Raw genomic sequence first — 20,054 nt, forward strand, 5'->3', positions numbered from 1 at the left:
GACGGGTCAATTGGTTTGTCGCATCTTCCTAGACTGGCGCTCGGACCTTTGCCGACAGTGCCCGACGTTGTCCCTCTTCGGAAAAGCTGACCATCTTTTGGCGCTGCGGATCCCAAAGATGAAAGCGAACGGACCGAAGGCTCTCTCGCAGACTTATTCGGTTGATTTCGCGCAGTTCGGGATAGTCCCGCAGAACCTCCGGAATTCTGTAGAACGGAATGCGTGCATAAAGATGATGGACATGGTGGACGCTGATATTGGCGGTGAACCACGCGAGCCAGCGTGGCAAATCCACATAGGAGGAGCCAGCAAGCGCTGCTTCGTGCACCTGCCAGTCCTGTGCTTGCGCCCAGTAGGTTTCTTCGAACTGATGCTGCACGAAAAACGTCAACACGCCTGCCGTCGCCCCCACCAGGACCGATGGGAACAAGATGACGAAAACCGGTGCCCAGCCACCGAGGGCAACCATGGCGCTGATCAAGATAGCAAGGCTCAAGTTGAGCCCCATTGCGCTGGCCCAGCATCGCCCGTCGCGCCAGAGCCCGAAGGGCAGGCGGTACTTGATGAAGAAGAGCAGAAACGGCGCCAGCCCGAAGAGAAAAAGAGGATGGCGGTAAACCCTGTAGGCGAGCCGCCCAATTGGCGATTTCGCCTCGTATTCCCAGACGGTCAAGGTCAGCACCTCTCCCAGATCGCGAGCGTCCAGATTGCCATGCCCCGCATGGTGGGCGCCATGCATCCGGCACCAGAGCCCGTGGGGCGTGAACGTCAAAAGCGAGAGAATGCGTCCTGTCCAGGTATTGGCCGGGCGCGTGCGAAACAGCGCAAAATGTCCGCAATCATGCTGGATGCAGAAAATGCGCATCAGGAAGAACCCAATTGGCAGCGACAATGCTAAGGCCAACAACGGGCTTACCGTGAGTGCAGACCAAGCACAAAACCAGAGCAGGGCGAAGGGTACCAGAGTGTTGCAGAGGCTCCAGGCGGTCTTCCGGGGGAGAGGGTCCCGGTATCGCGCGAGGCATCGAACCCAGTCTTGCGGTGAGCGCGCTCCGGACACCCTATCATGCTTGAGTTCTCTTGTGTCATTCATGGCTTCATCGACAGAAACAGGTTGGCTGATGACGCCTTCATGACAGCGTGGGCCGTGGTTGTGCTGTTGAGCGCGGCACGGGCGAGGCGGAGATGCTTTTCCACCGTGGCCCGGGTCAACCCCATGATCTGTGCCATCTCGTCCCCTGTCTTGCCTTGTGCTGCCCATTGCAGCACCTCCTGCTGGCGCTGGCTTAACCGGTGGATCAGGCCGGATTTGTGAGGTAGGCGGCTGACCTGCAGATGCATGAGATAACTGCTGAGTTCGATGAACGCATGATGTGCGGCCCAGATCTGCTCCACATCGTCTTGCGAAAGTCCACGGCGCGCGGCGAGGCCGATTGCCGCCTTTGTGGTATCCGTCCCGCTGTGGAAGCTGATGGTGTAGCCCGCGGTCACCGCAAAGCGTTGATTGATCTGGATCACCTCCAACTCATCCGCGGACAGGGTCTGTGCCTCTGCCATCTGCGCGATCATGCGCCAACTGCAAGTTCCCTCATTCTCTGAGGCCCAGCGGGTCATCGGTCCGTGCAGATACATTCGTTTGCCAACGAAATATTCCATGTAATCCGGGCTGTGATTGCTGAGAACGAGTGCGTCGTTCACCTCTCCGACGCCGATATTCCGACCGTGGATCGGGAATCGCGTGAAACCGTAGACCATCCGATCAAAGCCAAGCGCACGCATCGCGCGGCCATGTGTCGACCAGACTGTTTCGATGTCCTTGGACTTGGCCATCGGCAGGAGCGTGTCGTCCAACGAAAACATGGTTGGTCTACCTTTGTCCGAAAGAGGCGCCGAGGGTGGACGATCGCGCAGCGACACCGGTGGATGGCGCAATTGCGGTCGGAGAATTCTCAAGATGATCCGTCATGGCCGCATGAAAGACTTGGGAACTCCGCCATGGCGAGTGCCGAAATCCAGCCCCGACTTATCCGATCGGATAAGTCGGGGGTTTCCAGGTCAGGTTTTCTGAAGTTCCGACTTGCCGATGGCGAAATTCTGCGCGCTGGAGGCACGGCAGCAGGTGATAGTTTTAGGGCATCTGCTCAAATTCCAAGCAGAGAACCTCATCTGTCAAATGTATCCCCGCCGGATCGCAAGGGCGACCGCTTCGATCGTTGTTCGGACCTGCAGCCTTCGCCGCGCGCTTTCGATCCGTTTCTTGACCGCCGGAACCGATAGTTGGATCTGAGCAGCTACGTCTTCAATACTATGCCCCTCGGACAGGTGCTTCAGAACGATCGTTTCCTTCTCTGTAATGGCTGGAACCTCAAACAGCGCAGTGCTCCATGCTCTGAAAATCTTGTCCAGGCGACCAATCTCGTGATCATGTAGTTGGCGGTCCGGTCTGGCAACGGACAGGATCGATTTGTGACCGTTGATCGTGGCGGCGAGAATTCCACCATAGACAAGGCCATGCTCACGCGCCGTGCGGAGAACATTATCCAGATCTGGGAAGGTCACGTCGGACCACCGTTTTCTGCCGTCATTGCCGAGCGCCCAGATCATCAGGGGGTCAGAGCTTGCGTAGTTTTTAGCCATGTACAAATTCTGCCACCGCTCGGGGAACGTTGTCGTGGCAAAGTCGGCACCCAAGGTAGACATATTAAATGCAAGAAAAAAACCGGACCGGGCAACTGCATCGATTTCCTGGAGACCCGTTTCGACGTCCGGAAGATCCAGATGGCGAATATCCTGTGTTTCGAGCATGCTATATCTCCTGACCTCTTCAGTGAAAACAATAGAGATACGCCGCTGAACCACCAGCACCGTTCCAAGGGTGGAGGTTTTGGCTCTGCCTGTTTGTTTTGAAAGGTAGATTTGAGCGTGTTTAAGGCTGGGGCGATGACATGATGAGCGTAGTTCGGCAAAGAGGTTGCGACCAATCAACAGCGTTCAACGCAACAGTCTCGTTGGCATAACAACTAAGGCTACCCGTCATCTTGCCGAAGATTACCACGTCAGTCAGACCGACTGTGAAACTGCACAGCGATCGTAGAAACACGGTACATCTGCCGACGAACACGGAGTGGATGCCGAATTATGCGCATGAACCATACGTATAATTGACGGGCATTCTGTTCCGCGATATTCTCATTGTAGGAGGCTAGGCCATGAATTCTCAACCACGAAAACCTACGAATCTTTCGATGGATGTCTCTTTGCTTACGGAAGCAAAGGCGCTGAAGGTGAACCTGTCTCGCGCAGCCGAGGAGGGCGTCAGACAAGCCGTTGCAGCCGCCAAAACAGAGCAATGGAAAGAAGAGAATGCCGCTGCGCTTCGCAGTTCTAACTCTTATGCGGAGAAGCACGGACTGCCGCTCGACAAATTCCGTCAGTTTTGATGGCGAAGTATGGCGTTTTTCTGAACCCGACCGGTGACGGCTTTCTCCTAGACGTTCAGACTGACCTTCTCAGTGACTTGAATACACGCGTTGTTGTGCCACTGCTGCCACAATCCCGCGCGCCAAAGCCCGCCACGAGGCTAAATCCGACCTTCATAGTAAACGGGGAAGTTGTCGTCATGGTAACCCAGTTCATGGCGGCCGTCCCGGCAGGAATACTCAGGTCTTCCGTTGGAAAGCTTGATGGAGAATTTGAGAACGTCACAGCAGCCGTCGACATGCTCATGCAAGGTTTTTGAAACAATAACGATGGGCCCGTTGCGTTATCGATGTTGTGGGTGCAATGGTTCTGTTAGGGAGGGCCAGCCATGCCACGCTGTGATCCGTTTGAAGGCAATCGTTTTCCGAAGGATGTTATCCTATTGGCGGTGCGGTGGTACTGCCGCTTTCCTATCGGGACGTGCGTAACCTTCTCGAGAAGCGCGGGATCACGGTAGATGCGGCGACGGTTTATCGGTGGGTTCAGAAGTTCGGTCCCGAGATCCGCAAGCGCGCGCATGGTTGGCATCGTGGCTGGCGCGGAGTTCGGTGGCATGTCGACGAAACCTATGTTCGCGTGAATGGGCGATGGTGCTACCTGTGGCGCGCGGTTGACCAATGCGGACAACTCATCGACGACCGACTGACAGCGCGGCGTACGGCCAATGCAGCAAGGGCTTTCATGCGTCAGGCCTCGGACACCGTCCGTTGCGACCATCCGCTGACAATCGTCACAGACAACGCCCGTAGCTGCGTGAAGGTGATAGGTGAGTGGAATGCCCGCTCAGGTCCCGACGACGCGATCCGCCATGTCACACGAAAGCACCTCAACAATCGGATCGAGGGCGATCATGCAGTGCTCAAGCATCGATTGACGCCCATGCGCGGGTTTCACAGCCTGGGCTCGGCGAAGGCAGTGCTCAAAGGCGTCGAGACCTTCCGCGCCACCCGCAGAGGCCACTTCGCCGGATGTGAGCGCGGCGTTGCTAACGAAATCGCCTTTGTCTGGAATCTGTTTGTTGACGGGAAAAAGACGGCCTGAAGCTACCCGAAATGCCGCTCAACAAACTCAACTGATCAATGCAACGGACCCATCTCTACATTTATTTGGCAAACAACACCGGCTCACTTGTCAACTGCGGGAGGCGATATCGTCGGGGCTTGCCGATCTCGACCTCTCGCGCCGAAGGCTGTGTCGATGACATCAGAAACGCGCGCATGGGCAAACGCAGGCGGATGCGATGGTCGCCACAAGGTGCACACGACGTGGCCGTCACCAGAGCAGCTGTTCTCGACGGGCGCATGTCAGTCGCAGATACAATGTTGGCAGCGTGAGACCCCCAGGTTTTGTCCACGCCCGGCCCGACTTTGGTGCCACGCGCCTGTGGTCCAGCGCGGCCTTGCCAGAGGCTTAGGGTGTCATTCTGGCCTCCACGCTCGCGCATATGGTCGAATTTGGCTACACGGGCGACATTGTTTGGGAGGGCTCGCCTGACTATGCAGACTGGGACCGGATGACGATGGTACGCTAGCTGCACGCGCTTGCCTATCCTGTTCGCAGGAACGCGATGCGAAACCGCGTTCCCGACCTTTGTTCAGGCTTTCCGCATCAAATGGCAACGCCTTCCGGATCGAGCGTCACCTTGTAAAGTTCGGTGTCGGCGCGATCCATCAGGCGCACGGTCATTTGCTGGGTTGCGCCGTCAATGTCGACCAGGCCAAAGAACTGGAGGCCCATGGACGGTGGCAGGTTCACGCCTTGACTCTCAGCTGGTGCTTTGACGAATTTGACGTCCGGCCCGAAGGTTCCGTCGAGCTCATTCGGTCCAAACGTCCCGGCATGCAGCGGACCGGATACGAACTCCCAAAACGGGTCAAAGTCGCTGAACTGCGCCTTGTTTGGATCGTAGTAGTGCGCCGCAGTGTAGTGCACATCCGCGGTGAACCACACGGTGTTCTTGATCCCACCCGTCTTGATGAACCTGAGCAGGTCCACAACTTCCAATTCGCGGCCTTTCGCGGGTCCGCTTGTCCCGTCGGCGATGCCTTCGGAGCCGGATTGTTCGCGGAAATTGTCCCAGACGATCAGGCCAATCGGCTGGTCGGAGGCGATCACCTTCCAGGTCGCCTGGCTGCTGGCCAGTTCGCGCTTGAGCCAGGCCATCTGATCTGCCCCCAGCACGCGTTGATCATCGGTTAAGGTTTCGCTCATCGCAGCATTGTTTGGGCCACGATAGCTGCGCAGATCCAAAAAGAAGACATCAAGCATCGGGCCGTAGCTGATCTTGCGATAGACGCGCGAAGGTTCGGTCGGGTGGATGCGCAAGGGCGCCATTTCGTGGAAGGCACGAGTGGCTCGGGCCGTGAGCAATTTGACTGACTTTTCGCTGTAGCGATCATCGTTCAGCAAATCCTTGCTGTCCGACCAGTTGTTTACGACCTCGTGATCGTCCCATTGCATGAATGTGGGCGCAATCGCGTTCATGGCCTGCACGTGGTTGTCCATCATGTTGTATTTCCACTGGTCGCGGAATTCCTGCAGGCTTTCTGCCACCTTGCGCTTGTTGTCGATCAGCGTGGTGTTGCGCCAGATCACCTGGCCATCGCGCTCAACCTCATCTTCCATCGGGCCGTCGGCATAGACGGTGTCGCCCGAGTGGATGAAGAAGTCAGGCTGATGTGCGGCCATGGTGGCGTATGTCACCATACCGTCGTCGTCGATGCCCCAGCCTTGGCCAGCAGTGTCACCCGACCAGGCAAAGCGGACTGAGCGGCGCGACATAGGTGCCGTTTTAAACTGACCGATGATCGGCTCGGACACTGCATTCCCGTCACTCAGGTCCGTCGCGGTAAAGCGGTAGAATATGTCCTGGTCCGACGGCAGGCCAGTCACAAGGCGTTTGACGGCCATGTCCGAGTTGGGGATCGCATCCATAGTGGACAGTCTGCGCGCATTTGAGAAGCTTTCGGTCGTGGCGATCTCCATGTCGATGCGGGCAGGACGGTCTGTTCGGGTCCAGATCATACCCGAGGTCATATCTACGTCACCGGACTGAACTCCATGGCTAAAGACCGGTCGGCTCGCGGCCCGGCTTAACGCGGGCATCGCAAGGAACGCGGCCCCCGAGGCGAGGACAGCGCGGCGGTTTGCTTTGAAGGAAGGCATTCAACATCTCCTCATGTCGATCACGGAAGACAGGAAAGGTCGGCTCTGTAACAGTCAGAGCATACGCGCTTGAAGTGTTTGCGAATTTTTTGTGACTTTCCGAATGCAGCGAGCGCAAAATCTGATAGCCGAATTTCGGGTTGCTCACCCACAAACGCCGCATTTCAGCCTTGCAAAACTTCCATATTATGGAATAAATGCAAGGTATGATCGAGCGTAGTCACAGACAAAAGGTCGAAGAGGCCTTGGACGCTCAGGCAGGGGTCGTCCTGCTTGGTCCGAGACAAGTTGGCAAAACGACCTTGGCCCAAGATATTGCGGAAAGCCGGGATGCTGTCTATCTCGACATGGAGCGGGTGGCAGATCGTCAGATCTTGGAGGAGCCGGATCTCTATCTCGATGAGCAGATGGGGCGGCTTGTCGTGATCGATGAAATCCAGCTTATGCCAGACCTGTTCAAAACCTTGCGCGGTCAAGTAGATCGGCGCCGGAGGGCAGGGCACCGGACCGGGCAATTCCTGTTATTGGGGTCGGCGTCAAACACGCTGCTGCATCAAAGCGCTGAATCCCTCGCCGGACGGGTGAGCTATCACGAACTGACTCCCTTCCTGATATCGGAAGTCAGCGTCGACGAAATGTCGACGCTTTGGCTGCGGGGTGGCTTTCCTGACAGCTTTCTTGCAAAGACGGATCGGGCCAGCCTGTCCTGGCGAGAGGACTTCATTCGAACCTATCTGGAACGTGATATCCCGTCCTTCGCCTTGCGCATTCCGGCTGAGACGCTGCGCCGTTTCTGGACAATGCTGGCCCATGAGCAGGGTGGTCTTCTCAACGCAGCGAAGCTGGCGGGGAATCTCGGTGTCTCGGGGCAAAGCGTTGCACGTTACCTCGACCTGCTGGTTGATCTTATGTTGGTGCGGCGGCTTCCGCCTTGGCATGCAAATGCGGGCAAGCGGCTGGTGAAGTCACCGAAGATCTATATTCGGGATTCAGGGATGGCCCACGCCCTGCTCGGTATTGAGAGTGCCGAAGCTCTCTTAGGACATCCTGTCATTGGGGGAAGCTGGGAAGGGTTTTGTATCGAGAACCTCATTGCCGCCGCACCGCGTGGGACTGAGGCCAGTTTCTATCGTTCTTCAGCTGGGGCTGAGATAGACCTTCTGCTGAAACTTCCCGGCGGTCCGCTTTGGGCGATTGAGATCAAGCGGACGACGTCGCCGAAGGTCACGCGGGGGTTCCACATGGCAGCTCAAGAACTGCGCGCGACCGAGCGCATCCTTGTTTATGCCGGAGAGAGGGAAGTTCCCGGCTCGAACGGCTTGCGGGCGATGTCCTTGAAAGACGCGATAGAGCGATTGGTTTCCGCTGAGAAATAGGTCGGCCAATCCATCACGGTTCTGAACAAGATTGAGTTATTTGATTCAGCAACATCACTGGACTGGCCCGGAATACTTGTCCGATTGTCGCTTCATGACCGAAGCCGAAACAACGCATGTTCGCCATTCTTGGTCCTCCGTTTCCTAAACATAGCGTTGGACCAATTCAGTTGGGGAGGCTCAGCGGGCAACTCCCGACCCTCTCGCCCCGACATCAGCCGGCACGCCTGGCTCGCTCACGCCGCCGTCGGTGCGCGGATTCCCGCCCGTTTAAGGCGAGCTGCGAGAGCAGCGACACAGCCAAGAGATATGTCACGAATTCGTTGCAAAGCGCACCTATCGCTATCTCCGGTTGTAGAAGAGCAAGATGATGAAAGACATAGAAGAACCAAGTCTGAGGACAGAACGACTCAAGCTCATTGATGAAGTTTTTGATCTCATTTCAGCCAAGAAAGACGATCTGGCCAATATTCTTGGACGACTAAACGGCCCGAAGGCGACCAAGCACGAAATCGATGCATCCCTCGATGCGATTTTGACAGTCCGGGCAGAAATCTCAAGAACGAGTCCGAGTTTCATAAATAGATTCGGCGTGTTTCATTCGCCAAATGCAATTCTGTATGAATACGTGCTTCATTGCGTGATACCGTGCCTCTATTCGCGGCATGTCTATATCCGACCCGCCAGCAAGAGCCTTATCGATACCGTCCGTCTTCACGATTTTCTCACCAAAGCCGTCGCGCTGCCGATCGAGATTTGCCCGGTCTCGCAGACGAAGTATTGCGACATCCTAAGCGGATCGGAAGCCGTCATATTCACCGGCCGCTACGAAAATGCCGTCGAGTTGTCCCGGCATCTGAACGTGCAGCTCTTCATGTTCGCGGGCGCGGGGTCGAACCCATTCATCGTGGGGCCGGGATGTGACAAGGTCGGCATCGTGGACAAGTTCGTAAATGCGAGGCTGCTCAACGCCGGTCAGGATTGTGTCTGCCCGAATGCGATGTTCGTTTCAGCGGCTGAAAGCGAAGCCTGGACGTCTCAATTCGCCCTTTCTCTGTCCGAACTGGATGATCACGACCGCTTCCCCACCGCAGAGGTCAGCCCGCTTCTGGATCCCGACCAAGTCCGCACGATTATGGAGAGGATGCTCGCAAATCGCGACGACATCTTCCACGGGGGACATGTCGATCTTACCTCGTTGGCCATGCAGCCGATTGCGCTTTACCAGCATATTGGCCGCGCGATGCAACCGGAAGAGTGGTTCGGTCCGGTTTGCCTACTGATCGGCTATGACACGATCGACCAGGTGTCCGAAATGCTGCTGCGCCCAGAGCTGCGCGACTCCGCGATGTACCTGTCGACCTTCGGTGACGTCGATCTTAGCCCTAAGGTGTCGGCCCGCTACATAGATATCGGCCCGGTCAGCGTGCTCGAAACAGAAGGCGGCAACGAACCGTTCGGCGGCTACGGCGAGAAAGCCAGCTTCGTCGAGTTCAACGGAACGCGCGTGTCCCGGCCAATCCTCATCTCACAAGAGATCGCAGAGGCGTTCGGCTGCGCATTATAGAGCGCCTTTTTTCAGGTTTTCCTCGGCGGGCATTGCGCGACAGTATCTCAGACACGGAGGCATCAAGATGAATCAGAACAAAGAAATTGAGCCGTCCTTGGACAAAGTCGACCCGATCTCCGAAGTTCGCAGAAAATACCCAGTTCTCCTTCCTGGGACGCTCAAGAGACGGATCGAACAGGGCACCTATTCCGAACGTGCTGCACGCCAGTATCAGCCGCAGGCCCAGGAGTTGTTGAACTCGAACCAGCTGTCTGCGGATCCGTGCAACGAAGGCGACTACCGCGTCACCGAGAACCTGATAAAGAAATACCACAACCGCGCGGCCCTGATCGTCACACATCGCTGCATAGCCTACTGCCGCTTCTGTTTTCGGAAGGATTTTGTCGGGCAGTCGTCGCAGGCAATCAATCCCGCTGGCCTTGAGCACAGCATCAGTGAGATCGAGAAAGACGTCACGATCTCCGACGTCCTTGTCTCGGGCGGTGATCCCCTTGCGATCCCTAACAAAGAACTACTGCCGATCCTTTCGCGGCTCTCGCAGGTCGACCACATCAAGAGCATTCGCATTCACACACGCGGAGCGTCCCTGACGCCGCATCGGATCAATGATCGCTTGCTGGAGTACCTGAGCACCGACCGTAAGATCTGGTTCTACACGCATATGAACCACATCGATGATCTGCGCGATCCGGATGTGGAGGATGCGCTCTACCGGATTTCCCGGACAGGAACGCCGCTTCTCAATCAGGCTGTCCTGCTGGGCGGGGTCAACGATACGGTCGCCGATATCCATGACTTGCTACTGGGCTGCTACGAGCGACGAATCGTTCCCTATCACCTCTATTCCTTCGATCCAGTTCAGGGTGCAGGCCACTTCTCGGTCGACCCCGACGTGTCACTGGAAATTTTCACCTCCCTCGCCGGGCTTCCGGGGCCGGCACAGCCCGTTTTCGTCGTCGTCGACGAAAAGAATAGCAAACGGCGGTTTGTCTTCGATCCGTCCTCCGGCACCGACACCTTGAAAGACCTGCTTATGTCGAGGCACCCAAATGCTTGACAAGAGCGCGTCCGGACCTTCCAGCCAACTCTCAGGGTTTTCGCAACGCGGGTGGTTGCATTCCTACCAGATGAGCCGGTTCGGCGACGTCCCCTTCCTGCCTACGGCACTTTCAAAGGCCGAGGGATGCCGCGTCCGCGACGTTGACGGTACCTGGTATCTCGACGCGTTGTCGGGCGCCTATTGCGTCAATATTGGCTATGGGCGCCAGTCGGTGCTCGATGCCGCCTCAGAGGCTGCATCAAGCATCCACTATGTTTCGCCGTTCTCGTGCACCAGTCCTCAAGCAGCGGCGTATTCGAAGGCTCTGACGGATGCGCTGGATGGGTTCATGGGGCCTGAATCGCGCATATTCTTTGTGAACAGCGGTTCCGAGGCGATCGATGCGGCGATCAAACTCGCCCGTGCCTGGCACTTCGTGAAAGGAACCGGCCACAAGACCATCCTGTCACGGCGCGGGTCCTATCACGGCTCGACATTCGGTGCGGCAACGGTCTCGGACAGCGAATTCCTCAAGCAGGTATTCGGTCCGATGATGGGCGGCGCGGCCAAGTTCCCCACGTCCTCCTGCCATATCTGCGAATTCGACGAAACGCCGGACAGGTGCGGGGTGAACTGCCTCGGGATCGATGCGCCTGACCCGGCCGCACTTCTGGTCGAGGCGGTCGAGACGTGCGTTGGAACGGGTCTGACGCATCGGGACTATTATCGCCGGCTGCGGCGCATTGCCGATGATCTTGGCGCACTCCTGATCTGTGACGAAGTCATCACCGGTTTTGGCCGAACGGGCGCTCTGTTTGCATGCGAGAAGCTCAACATTCGCCCGGATGTTCTGGTCCTGGCGAAAGGAATTACCTCGGGCTATGAGGCGATGGGGGCCATTGTCGTCCGCCGGGAGGTCGCAGATGCGTTCCTCGGCGACGACAGCAAGACTTTCTTCCATGGAGCCACATTCGGCGCGCGTCCTGGCCCGGCGGCGGCTGCGCTGGCAAGCCTCGACATTCTGCTGGACGAGGCTCTGCCTCAGGCTGCCGCCCGGTCTGAGGCCATCATCCGGTGCCAGATCGAAGCAAAGCTCACATCACGCCCCTCGATCCGTGCCTTCCGCGGGACCGGGATGCTGTTCTCGGTCGATGTCGACTTTCACGAAGGTCCCGCGCGGGTCCACGATATCGAGTTACTTCGGCAATGCATCTTCGAACAAGGGATCATCAATTGCCTCTACTCGACCAAAGACGATGGCTTTGTCGACATTGCGCCGCCCCTGATCTGCTCAGAAGGGGATCTTGAGGAACTGGTCGAGGGAATATCAAAGGGTTTTGACAAATGGGAAAACCAGCGCGCCAAGGGTGACAGCGCATGACGCGACGTGCGGTACTGATAACGAGCGTTACGGACGAGCAGGGGCGGAGATACGGCTTTGCCGAGAATGAGCTTGGCGAGTTCGACAAGGTAGAAGACCTCGATGTCCTGTTCGACTTGGTTGAGAAGGCCGGCTTCCAGCCAATCTTCGCGGGTCACGGAAGGGACTTGGCCACGGCACTGATCGAGCATACGCCCTGTCTCGTGTGGAACCTCAACCAGGGGCTCTACGGACGCGCGCGCGAGGCAGAGGCGCCAGCTCTGTGCGAAATGCTCGGCTTCGAACTGCTTGGTTCTGGGTCCTGGACGGCCATGCTCACGCAGGACAAGCTCGCCGCGACCCTGCTTGTCGAAAAGGCGGGTATCGCAGGGCTTGCGGTGCCCCGGACGATTGCGATCGACGAGCCCGGACATCTGGGCCAGGTCGACGCCCTGAGCGCCGAGATCCGCTGGTTCATCAAACCGCGCTTCGAGGGAAGTAGCCGGGGCATCGACAATCAGGCCATGCACGCCGATGGCAAGGCTCTGAAGGCTCGCGCGGGGGAGGTCCTAGACCGATGGGGTCCTGTGTTGATCCAGGACTTCATCGACGGGATCGACATCTCGGCAAATGCGCTCACTGATGACCTCGGCGTCCTGACACCGCTGGCTCCCATAGTGATCGACACGGAAACCGGATTCGACTGTATCGACATGAAGGCGGATTACACGAATCTCCGCCGTCGCCAATTGCCCCTGAGCGAACTTCATCCCGAACATATTCCGGCAGTCAAACGCATCATATCCGATCTGTCCCGCCTCTTTCACGCGCGGGACTATTTCAGAACCGACCTCCGGCTCGACCCGCGCACAGGAAGAATAGTTTTCCTCGAAGCGAACCTGACACCGACATTCGCCGATCATGACGAATTCATCTTGGGCGCTAAGCTGGACGGACAAAGCCTCGACGACGTTGTGAAATGCATTCTCGGCGCCGGAGATAGGCGATTACAGGCCCGCAAGAAGAAATCCACAAAAAATCCGCCAATCGAACACCGGAGTATTCAGAATGCTCATTGAGCGCGGCGATATTGCCCAATACCGATCCATTCAGGACCTCAAGTCCAGTGGGAACCTTCGCAAACCCGGCATCATTTCGGCCAGTGAAGAGTCCTATAAGTTCTTCGACGACTTCAAATTCGAGCGACTGTCATCGCTCCACGGCAAGGATGTCCGAATGGAGCAGAACAATTTCCTCCATACCAACCCCACGTTCTCGATGGTTCCGATCGAGGAATACATTTCGGCGATCTCCAAGGGAGAGACGTTCGAGAAGGACGGGCGGGAATACTACCTGAGTGTCTACAACATCTTCAAAGACTTCCCGCATCTCGTGCCGGACGACATGGTGCAGGACGTTCGCAAATTGAAAGGTCTTGTCGAGCCACTTTGCTGGATCGGGCCGAAAGGGACCGTGACCGGTCTTCATGCGGATTGGCCAGACAACTTCCTCTGCCAAATCCAGGGCAGAAAGCGGGTCATGCTGATTGCGCCCGAGACGGCTCGAGAGATGAAGCGTTCGGATCGTTTCGATCCCGAAACCACCGTGTATGATTACGATATCGATACGGTCGACGACCCCCGGATGCCGAAACAGTTCTGGGATGCTGCGACCATCCTGGTGATCGAGGAAGGGGATATCCTCTATATCCCGCAAAACTGGGTCCATTGGGTCGCTGGTCTGTCGCCGACCGTTTCGATCAACCTTTTCTTCCAGACTCCGATCGAGCGCATGCGGTTCCGGGCCATCGAAGTGCTGCAGAGACTCTCGTCGGCTCTGGGCGTTGCGTACCGCGAGAACACGCACAAGGCAAAGCAGGTCTGACCGGTGACACAGACCCTCAATGAACTGCTCGCCCACGAGCTGTCCGAACGTGGTTTCAAACCCAGGAATGGCGCGATCCTGCCGACCCATTTGATTGAAAGGCTGAAAATCCGCGACGTCACCCTGGCTCCATTCTCCGCAAGTACCTCGCAGCTCTGGGCGAAACTCACCGATGATGAAGATACCGCGCTGTTCCTGAAACTGGCGGTCCGGCGGCTGACCAACCCGTTTTCTGCCGAGCGCGACCGGCTGATCTGGATCGGAAGGTTCTTCGATGCGCCGGAAGTCGTCGATTACTGGGCCGGCGAAGAGCATGAGGTGATCGTCACGACATGGCGCACCGGCAAGACCGTCAAGGACTGCGTTCTGGAGGGTGCGGACGCCGAAGGGGCAATCAGGCGGGCAGGGCGGTTTCTGCGGGAATTGCACGCATCACCTGCCGTGAGCGCGTGTCCCTTCCATCGCGATCTCCCGGTTCTGCATGCGGATGCGACCTTGTTGCTCGACATGGAGCGGCCCTGGGAAGGTGCGGTGCCTTCCGAGTTCGAGGAGACATTCGGTAAATCGCCGGCAGAATATCTCGCGCCGCTCTTGGCCGATTTCCCCGAGAATGATCGGACAACGCTCGTCCACGGCGAGGCTAATCTAGCGAACTTTCTGATCGGGGACGATGGCGGGTTCAGTGTGCTGGATACCGGCCGTCTCGGCCGCGGCGACCGGCACCTCGATCTGGGGCTAGCTATCTGGGAAATGGAGGTGATGTCTGTGCCACACCTCGTCGCACCGTTTCTCGACGAATATGACCGTGACGCCATCGATGACAACCGTCTCGAGTATTTCCGGCGACTGGCAGGGTACTTTTGGCACACATGAGTGGTTTGTCGGTCATCAAACCAGTCGCGTTGATGCTGTCTGGATCCTTCCGGGCCTTCCAGAACGCATTCATCCTGCCGTTCGTTTCCTGGCAGGTTTACCTGTCGTCGGATAGTGTTGCCGCGGTTGCCTACACGATCGCGCTCGGGCAACTTGTGATCCTTATAACAAGCCGTCTGACCAAACGGCTGATCAGGCCCGATCATGCCGCATCGATTGTCGCGGCCTTCGATCTATTCCGATTTCTGGTGCTGGTGGTCTACAGCGTCCTGCCGAGAGAACTGCAGATCATGGCTCTGCCGGTGGTCTTTTGCGTGAACACCGGCTTCTATGTGCCGATCTCGGTGTCGATGAAGGTGTTAAGCAAGATGGACGTTCTGGACAAGCACCTGCATTTGTTCAATGTGCTCCTTGGAAATCTGCGCATTGCCGCCATGCTGATCGGTGGCCTGTCCGCTGGCCTGGTCATCGCGCATCTGGGCGCTTTTGGGCAGTCCCTGACTGTCGCCACGATCGGTCTTCTGCCGCTGCTCTGCTCAGCGGTCTATATCTACCTCGCCCGCGGGACCGGGGGCATACCCGCCAACGCCGCGCTGACCGTGTCCGCAGACTTCAGTCTCGCCAAGCTCAAGCCCCATCTGCGGCTGCTGCTCATCTGGGTCCTGATCGCCGACAGCTTCATCATCCTGTTCGATGTGTACTTCCCGGTCTTCGCCGACCGGGTCTTCGCAGGGGACACGAGGCTTTTTGGCCTTGCGGACTTCTCCGTCGGGATCGGCGGGATCATCGGCGGGCATGTCGGGTGGCTCTTCATCAAGTATCTGAATCAGCGGACCCTCGGACTGATGGTTGTCGCGTTTCTCGCCGTCTTCTTTGCGCTGAAATTTGTGACCTTTCCGATCACGTTCATCGTTGCCGTCGCCCTGATCGGCCTTACCTACGAGGTGTCGGTCGTTCTCCTGTCTCAGATCCAAAAGGAGACCCCCCGAGAACATCAGGCAGCGATGCATTCGACCTTCTACACAATCAATTCGCTGATGGTGATCGCATTGGTCCTGCTCAATCAGCTTGCTGGCGTCACCGCGTCAGCGCTCATCGTGTTCGGCATCGTGCTGGTTCTTGGAACCATGACCGTCATGCGCCCCCGTCAGGCCACTTTCGAGAGGGCTCCCTGATGGGCACAGGCACATCGATCAATCACGGGCTCGACATGGTGTTCTCGAACACCAAGCCAGCTGATGCGACACCCGAGGCGATATCGGGCGAGCTGCAGGATGGCATTGCCATCGTCGGTCTCCCTTTCGACGGAGGGTCGAGCTATCACCCCGGCAGCAGGTTCGCCCCTAATGTCATCCGCGAGGCAGGCCGACAGGTGTTTTCGCATCCGGTCTGGCCCTTTGGTTTTGATCCGAAAATGGTCCAGACGGTCGTCGATACCGGAGATGTTCTTTATCCCTACTGGAAGCCGCAGACCTTCCCCGCCTGCGTCCGGGAGCACGTCGACCACTGGATGGGCTCGAAGATGCGTGTGCTGGCCTTCGGCGGTGATCACTCGGTTACGGTCCCGATGATTCAGTCCTTTCTCGATTGCAACCCAGGCGGCAAGCTCCTCGTCCTCGACGCCCATTGCGACGTTGCGGACTTCGACCCAGGTGACATCAACCACGGCAGCGTACTGTCCGAGCTTCTCGCGGACGGCGCTCTGCAGGACACGGACCTGATCCATGTCGGGATGCGTACCGGCGCTCGGTCTGATTTGCCCGCCGCATCCCATGTCTTCTCAATGGATGAGATCGACCAGGACCACTGCTCGATCGAGCGTCTTGCCGCGAAAATCAAAGAGATCGCTGGAAGGGCACCGCTTTATATTTCGCTGGATCTCGACGTCTTCGACCCCGCATTCGCGCCGGGCGTCTCGACCTATGCGACAGGCGGGCTCACCTCTCGGGCCGGGCTCGATCTCTTGCGCGGGCTTGCCGGCTGCAACCTGCGAGCCATGGACATCGTCGAACTCTGTCCGCCTCGCGATCCAGGCGGCGTTACCGCATCGCTTGCCGCGATGCTGGGCGCATACTTCATGTGCATTTCCTCGAAGCACTTCAACCAAATGAGCAGGACAGATGAACGCTGACCACAAACCGACCGCTCAGGAAATCAAGGCGCTCAGCGCCAAGAACAATATGAGGGGCATCGCCGCACTCGCGAGGGACTGGCTCTTGATCGGTCTGGCGATCGTGCTTGCCGAAACGCTGGACAGCCCCCTTGCGACGCTGGTCGCGATCTGGATCATCGGCAGTCAGCAATATGCCCTGGGGGAGGTGCTCGTCCACGAAGCGTCGCATGCGAACCTGTTCAGGACCCGCGGTCTGAATTGGTGGCTGCAACCCCTCTTCGCCTGGCCGTTCTTCAAGACGGTCGATGGCTACCGCAAGTGGCACCTGCCGCATCACACGCAGTTCGGCACCGAGGGGGATCCGATCGTTCCCCGGTATAAGGAGTTGCGGCAGAATTTCACCACAGCCAAGGCGTTTCGAATCTGGTTCATTGAACCTTTACTCGGGCCGGCCGCCTGGCGCTACGTCTCCGAGGATATCTTCGATGAGGAGTTGAAGGTGTTGCTGCCGGGACTGGTCATGAACGGCGCCGCGCTTGCCCTGTCTATTGTCTTCGGCGTCTGGCCCGAATTTCTGATCTATTGGATCCTTCCCCATCTGTGGGTCTTCGTCGCCTTCTATCACTGGCAGGAGATCGAGGATCATTTCGCCTGCAACGGCACGGGCAGAAATACGATCGGGGCGGTTCGCAGCGTGCTGTTTCACAACTCCGGCCATCACGAGACGCATCATCAGTTTCCTAGCATACCGTTCTACAACCTACCCTCGGCCCGACACATGACTGACCCGCAACGGACCTGCACCAGCACGGGCTTTTGGGAAAGCTACCGGCAGCTTTTAGACTTTGCCCGGAGGCCTACATAGCGTAATTAGCCACAGTTTTGCACAGAACAACACTTCGGACGCCATGCGCAAAGACAAGGACGCGATCTATCGATTGCAATTGCCGATCGACGACGAGATCTCCGCGGATGTTCTTGGCGACTGTCTCTGGGTCAATATCGGCGACACGTTCAAGGGCGGATTGGAGGCGGCCCAAGCCGCTGCGATCGAGCTTGCAGATATCCATGGGTGCCGCCACTGGCTGGTCAATCGCCGCGTGAACCGCGGAAGTGATCCGCTCGAGAAGAAGCGGGTCTGCAGCCCGGATTTCCCGGATACTTGGACCGCGCGCGAGAATGGAGCCACTTTTCTGCTCAAACGCGACGAAGGGGTCGCCAGCGGCTTCTTCACCGATCAGTCCGCCACGCGCTTGCGGGTCGCCGATCTGAGCAACGGTGCCCGCACGCTGAACCTTTTTTCGTACACCTGTAGTTTTAGCGTCGCCTCCGCACTTGGCGGGGCCGCCGAAGTGACAAGCGTTGATGTCAGCAAGAAATACCTCGAATGGGGCCGCCAGAATTTCGAGATCAATGGCCGGGAGCCCGATGACCACACCTTCTGGAGCGGAGATGCGCGCACGTTTCTGAGACTGGCTAAGAAACAGGGGCGTCAGTTCGATATGGTAATCCTCGATCCGCCAAGCTTCTCACGCTCGAAAGGCAATGCCTTCCGGCTTGCGCGCGAATATCCGTCGCTGGTCCGCGATTGCCTCACGGTCGCGGCGCCTGGGGGGCGTGTCCTTCTCATCGTCAACTTATCGTCCTGGTCCGTGAACACGCTCAAAATGATCGTTGGATCCGAAGCCCGAGAGATTGGGCGCTCCTACGAGCTCGAGTTCGCCAGTGATCCGGACCCCAGTACGACGGCCAAATCGATCATGGTAAGGAAAGCGCCGGGGTAGCTCCTTCGATTTGAACGAAAAGTGACCTAAACGATCACTTGGGGCGGCACAAAAACGGGACAGGTCCAGTATCGGTGGGCCCAGAAGTTCGGCCCAGAGCTCACCACGCGCACGGAGAGATATCTCCGTCGGGCCAGCGCCCCTACCCTCAAAGGCAATGTGAGCGATAGCTGAAGCGCGACTCTTGTTAGCCTGAGGGTAGGGCGCTCATCGTAATTCCTCCATCATCTTTTCGCGAAAGACTTCGGCAGGCGTCTTCCACCCTAGGCACTTACGGGGCGTGTTGTTGAGGCGATCGCAGATCACCTTCATATCGTGATCTGTGCATCGGCGGATGTCCCGCTTGCACGGCAACCATCTTCTGAGCCTGCGATTGGTGTTCTCGACTGTACCTTTTTGCCAAGGTGAGGAGGGATCACAGAACCAGGTCTGGGTGCCGATCTCGGCCTGCAAGTGCGGCCAGCCGACAAACTCTGTCCCGCGATCAAACGTGATCGACTTGCGTGCCGAGAGGGGCAGGTCGCGGATGGCCTCCATGATCTTGCCCATGACAGGTTTGGTGCGCTTGTTTGGGTTCTTCAGGATGACTGTGAACCTGCTGACACGCTCGACCAGTGAGGTCACATTGGTCTGGCCAAGCTTTTGTTTGAACAGCATCAAATCGGCTTCCCAATGACCGAACTGGCGACGGTGCGCGACATCATCAGGGCGGAATAGGATGCTCACATCACGATGGAACTTTGGTTCTCTGCGCCTTCTGGTGCGACGCGGCCTGCGGGCGACACGATGCGTGGGAAGATACCACCAGAGATCATCGCGCTGACCTTCTTTGGAATAAATATAGCGGTAGATCGTCTCTTGGCAGACCCTTGGCATCGCGCCTTCATGGATCATACGATTGCCGATCTGCTCGGGCGTCCAGCCGTTTTTGATCCGCTTGATCACCCGACTGCGCAGTTTGGGATATTTGATCAGTTTTCGCTGCCGGGCCCGCCGATCTGCCGCCATCAGCTGAGCGGCTGCGCCGTAGTAGCCATCACACTTTGGCATGCATTCATCAGAGAAATGATTGCGTTTCAGCTCTCGGAAAATCGTCGAACGACAGCGTTTCAATACACGCGCCATCTCATCAACAGGGACCTTTGCATGTCTCCAGCGTTCAATTTTGCGTCGTTCTGTGATACTCAGTTGGCTATAGACAGCTCCCATCCCGATTCCTCGCGTCAGATAACATACTGTTTTCTAAAAAGAGTCGCAGTTGGAAGTAGAGCGCGTCTGCTACTAATGAATGTAAACACCATTCAGAAATGTCACCGGGTTTGCAAAGCAGAAGTGTCACCGCCGGGTGCTTCGGTAGCAAGGCTTAGCGGCCCGGAGACCGCAAACATCGCAGGGCTGAAAAGCCTTGCG

General features: G+C 57.5%; 18 protein-coding genes and 2 pseudogenes. 15 read left to right on the top strand and 5 right to left on the bottom strand.

Going from position 1 to position 20,054, the window contains the following annotated elements; translation table 11 throughout:
• Positions 1-28: 28 nt before the first annotated feature.
• The 3 genes from KIN_RS21635 to KIN_RS21645 form a co-directional block, all read right to left on the bottom strand.
• Complete coding sequence (locus KIN_RS21635; protein ID WP_159811099.1) at positions 29-1,093, bottom strand: fatty acid desaturase; 1,065 nt, start codon at positions 1,091-1,093, stop codon at positions 29-31.
• Positions 1,090-1,860, bottom strand: coding sequence for a helix-turn-helix transcriptional regulator (locus tag KIN_RS21640; protein WP_243145009.1), 771 nt, complete (start codon positions 1,858-1,860; stop codon positions 1,090-1,092). The genes KIN_RS21635 and KIN_RS21640 overlap by 4 nt, the downstream gene beginning before the upstream one ends.
• Before the next feature lie 309 nt (positions 1,861-2,169).
• Positions 2,170-2,805 carry a helix-turn-helix transcriptional regulator gene (locus KIN_RS21645; RefSeq protein ID WP_159811101.1) on the bottom strand — a complete coding sequence of 212 codons (636 nt, stop codon included), beginning with the start codon at positions 2,803-2,805 and terminating at the stop codon, positions 2,170-2,172.
• A gap of 404 nt (positions 2,806-3,209) precedes the next feature.
• Between KIN_RS21645 and KIN_RS21650 the strand changes: the two genes are divergently transcribed.
• From KIN_RS21650 to KIN_RS21665, 4 genes and pseudogenes are all read left to right on the top strand, one after another.
• Positions 3,210-3,440 carry a type II toxin-antitoxin system CcdA family antitoxin gene (locus KIN_RS21650; RefSeq protein ID WP_159811103.1) on the top strand — a complete coding sequence of 77 codons (231 nt, stop codon included), beginning with the start codon at positions 3,210-3,212 and terminating at the stop codon, positions 3,438-3,440.
• Positions 3,440-3,739, top strand: coding sequence for a CcdB family protein (locus KIN_RS21655; RefSeq protein ID WP_159811105.1), 300 nt, complete (start codon positions 3,440-3,442; stop codon positions 3,737-3,739). The genes KIN_RS21650 and KIN_RS21655 overlap by 1 nt, the downstream gene beginning before the upstream one ends.
• 69 nt (positions 3,740-3,808) lie before the next feature.
• Positions 3,809-4,521: pseudogene (locus tag KIN_RS21660) on the top strand (IS6 family transposase).
• Positions 4,522-4,574: 53 nt separating this feature from the next.
• Positions 4,575-4,814 (top strand): annotated as a pseudogene (locus KIN_RS21665) (ISKra4 family transposase); the annotation flags it as partial.
• 274 nt (positions 4,815-5,088) lie between these two features.
• Here the strand turns inward: KIN_RS21665 and KIN_RS21670 are convergent.
• The gene (locus KIN_RS21670; protein WP_159811107.1) at positions 5,089-6,645 is read right to left on the bottom strand and encodes an alkaline phosphatase D family protein; all 1,557 of its coding nucleotides are present in this window, start codon (positions 6,643-6,645) and stop codon (positions 5,089-5,091) included.
• A gap of 206 nt (positions 6,646-6,851) precedes the next feature.
• Between KIN_RS21670 and KIN_RS21675 the strand changes: the two genes are divergently transcribed.
• The 11 genes from KIN_RS21675 to KIN_RS21725 all read left to right on the top strand — a co-directional run bounded on the left by KIN_RS21675 (position 6,852) and on the right by KIN_RS21725 (position 18,644).
• The gene (locus KIN_RS21675; protein ID WP_159811109.1) at positions 6,852-8,021 is read left to right on the top strand and encodes an ATP-binding protein; all 1,170 of its coding nucleotides are present in this window, start codon (positions 6,852-6,854) and stop codon (positions 8,019-8,021) included.
• A 367-nt stretch (positions 8,022-8,388) separates the two neighbouring features.
• Complete coding sequence (locus KIN_RS21680) at positions 8,389-9,588, top strand: aldehyde dehydrogenase family protein (protein ID WP_159811111.1); 1,200 nt, start codon at positions 8,389-8,391, stop codon at positions 9,586-9,588.
• 67 nt (positions 9,589-9,655) lie between these two features.
• Positions 9,656-10,648, top strand: coding sequence for a KamA family radical SAM protein (locus KIN_RS21685; RefSeq protein ID WP_159811113.1), 993 nt, complete (start codon positions 9,656-9,658; stop codon positions 10,646-10,648).
• Positions 10,641-12,011 (top strand): aminotransferase family protein, encoded by a 1,371-nt coding sequence (locus KIN_RS21690; RefSeq protein ID WP_159811115.1) that lies wholly within the window; start codon positions 10,641-10,643, stop codon positions 12,009-12,011. Before KIN_RS21685 ends, KIN_RS21690 begins: the two co-directional genes overlap by 8 nt.
• Entirely contained in the window at positions 12,008-13,069 is a 1,062-nt protein-coding gene (locus tag KIN_RS21695) for a D-alanine--D-alanine ligase family protein (RefSeq protein WP_159811117.1), read from the top strand. Before KIN_RS21690 ends, KIN_RS21695 begins: the two co-directional genes overlap by 4 nt.
• Positions 13,059-13,874 (top strand): cupin-like domain-containing protein, encoded by an 816-nt coding sequence (locus KIN_RS21700; protein WP_159811119.1) that lies wholly within the window; start codon positions 13,059-13,061, stop codon positions 13,872-13,874. The genes KIN_RS21695 and KIN_RS21700 overlap by 11 nt, the downstream gene beginning before the upstream one ends.
• Positions 13,875-13,877: 3 nt before the next feature.
• On the top strand, positions 13,878-14,747 hold the full coding sequence (locus KIN_RS21705; RefSeq protein WP_159811121.1) for a phosphotransferase: 870 nt from the start codon (positions 13,878-13,880) through the stop codon (positions 14,745-14,747).
• The gene (locus tag KIN_RS21710) at positions 14,744-15,922 is read left to right on the top strand and encodes an MFS transporter (RefSeq protein WP_159811123.1); all 1,179 of its coding nucleotides are present in this window, start codon (positions 14,744-14,746) and stop codon (positions 15,920-15,922) included. Before KIN_RS21705 ends, KIN_RS21710 begins: the two co-directional genes overlap by 4 nt.
• Complete coding sequence (locus tag KIN_RS21715; protein ID WP_159811125.1) at positions 15,922-16,878, top strand: arginase family protein; 957 nt, start codon at positions 15,922-15,924, stop codon at positions 16,876-16,878. The genes KIN_RS21710 and KIN_RS21715 overlap by 1 nt, the downstream gene beginning before the upstream one ends.
• On the top strand, positions 16,868-17,725 hold the full coding sequence (locus KIN_RS21720) for a fatty acid desaturase family protein (RefSeq protein ID WP_159811127.1): 858 nt from the start codon (positions 16,868-16,870) through the stop codon (positions 17,723-17,725). Before KIN_RS21715 ends, KIN_RS21720 begins: the two co-directional genes overlap by 11 nt.
• A gap of 43 nt (positions 17,726-17,768) precedes the next feature.
• Positions 17,769-18,644, top strand: a complete 876-nt coding sequence (locus tag KIN_RS21725) for a class I SAM-dependent methyltransferase (protein ID WP_159811129.1) — start codon at positions 17,769-17,771, stop codon at positions 18,642-18,644.
• A 207-nt stretch (positions 18,645-18,851) separates the two neighbouring features.
• On the opposite strand, the gene KIN_RS21730 is transcribed toward KIN_RS21725, so the two are convergent.
• Positions 18,852-19,853, bottom strand: coding sequence for an IS30 family transposase (locus KIN_RS21730; RefSeq protein ID WP_159811131.1), 1,002 nt, complete (start codon positions 19,851-19,853; stop codon positions 18,852-18,854).
• Between the last annotated feature and the right edge of the window lie 201 nt (positions 19,854-20,054).

Origin of the sequence: Litoreibacter roseus, assembly GCF_009811795.1 — a bacterium.
Classification (GTDB): domain Bacteria; phylum Pseudomonadota; class Alphaproteobacteria; order Rhodobacterales; family Rhodobacteraceae; genus Litoreibacter; species Litoreibacter roseus.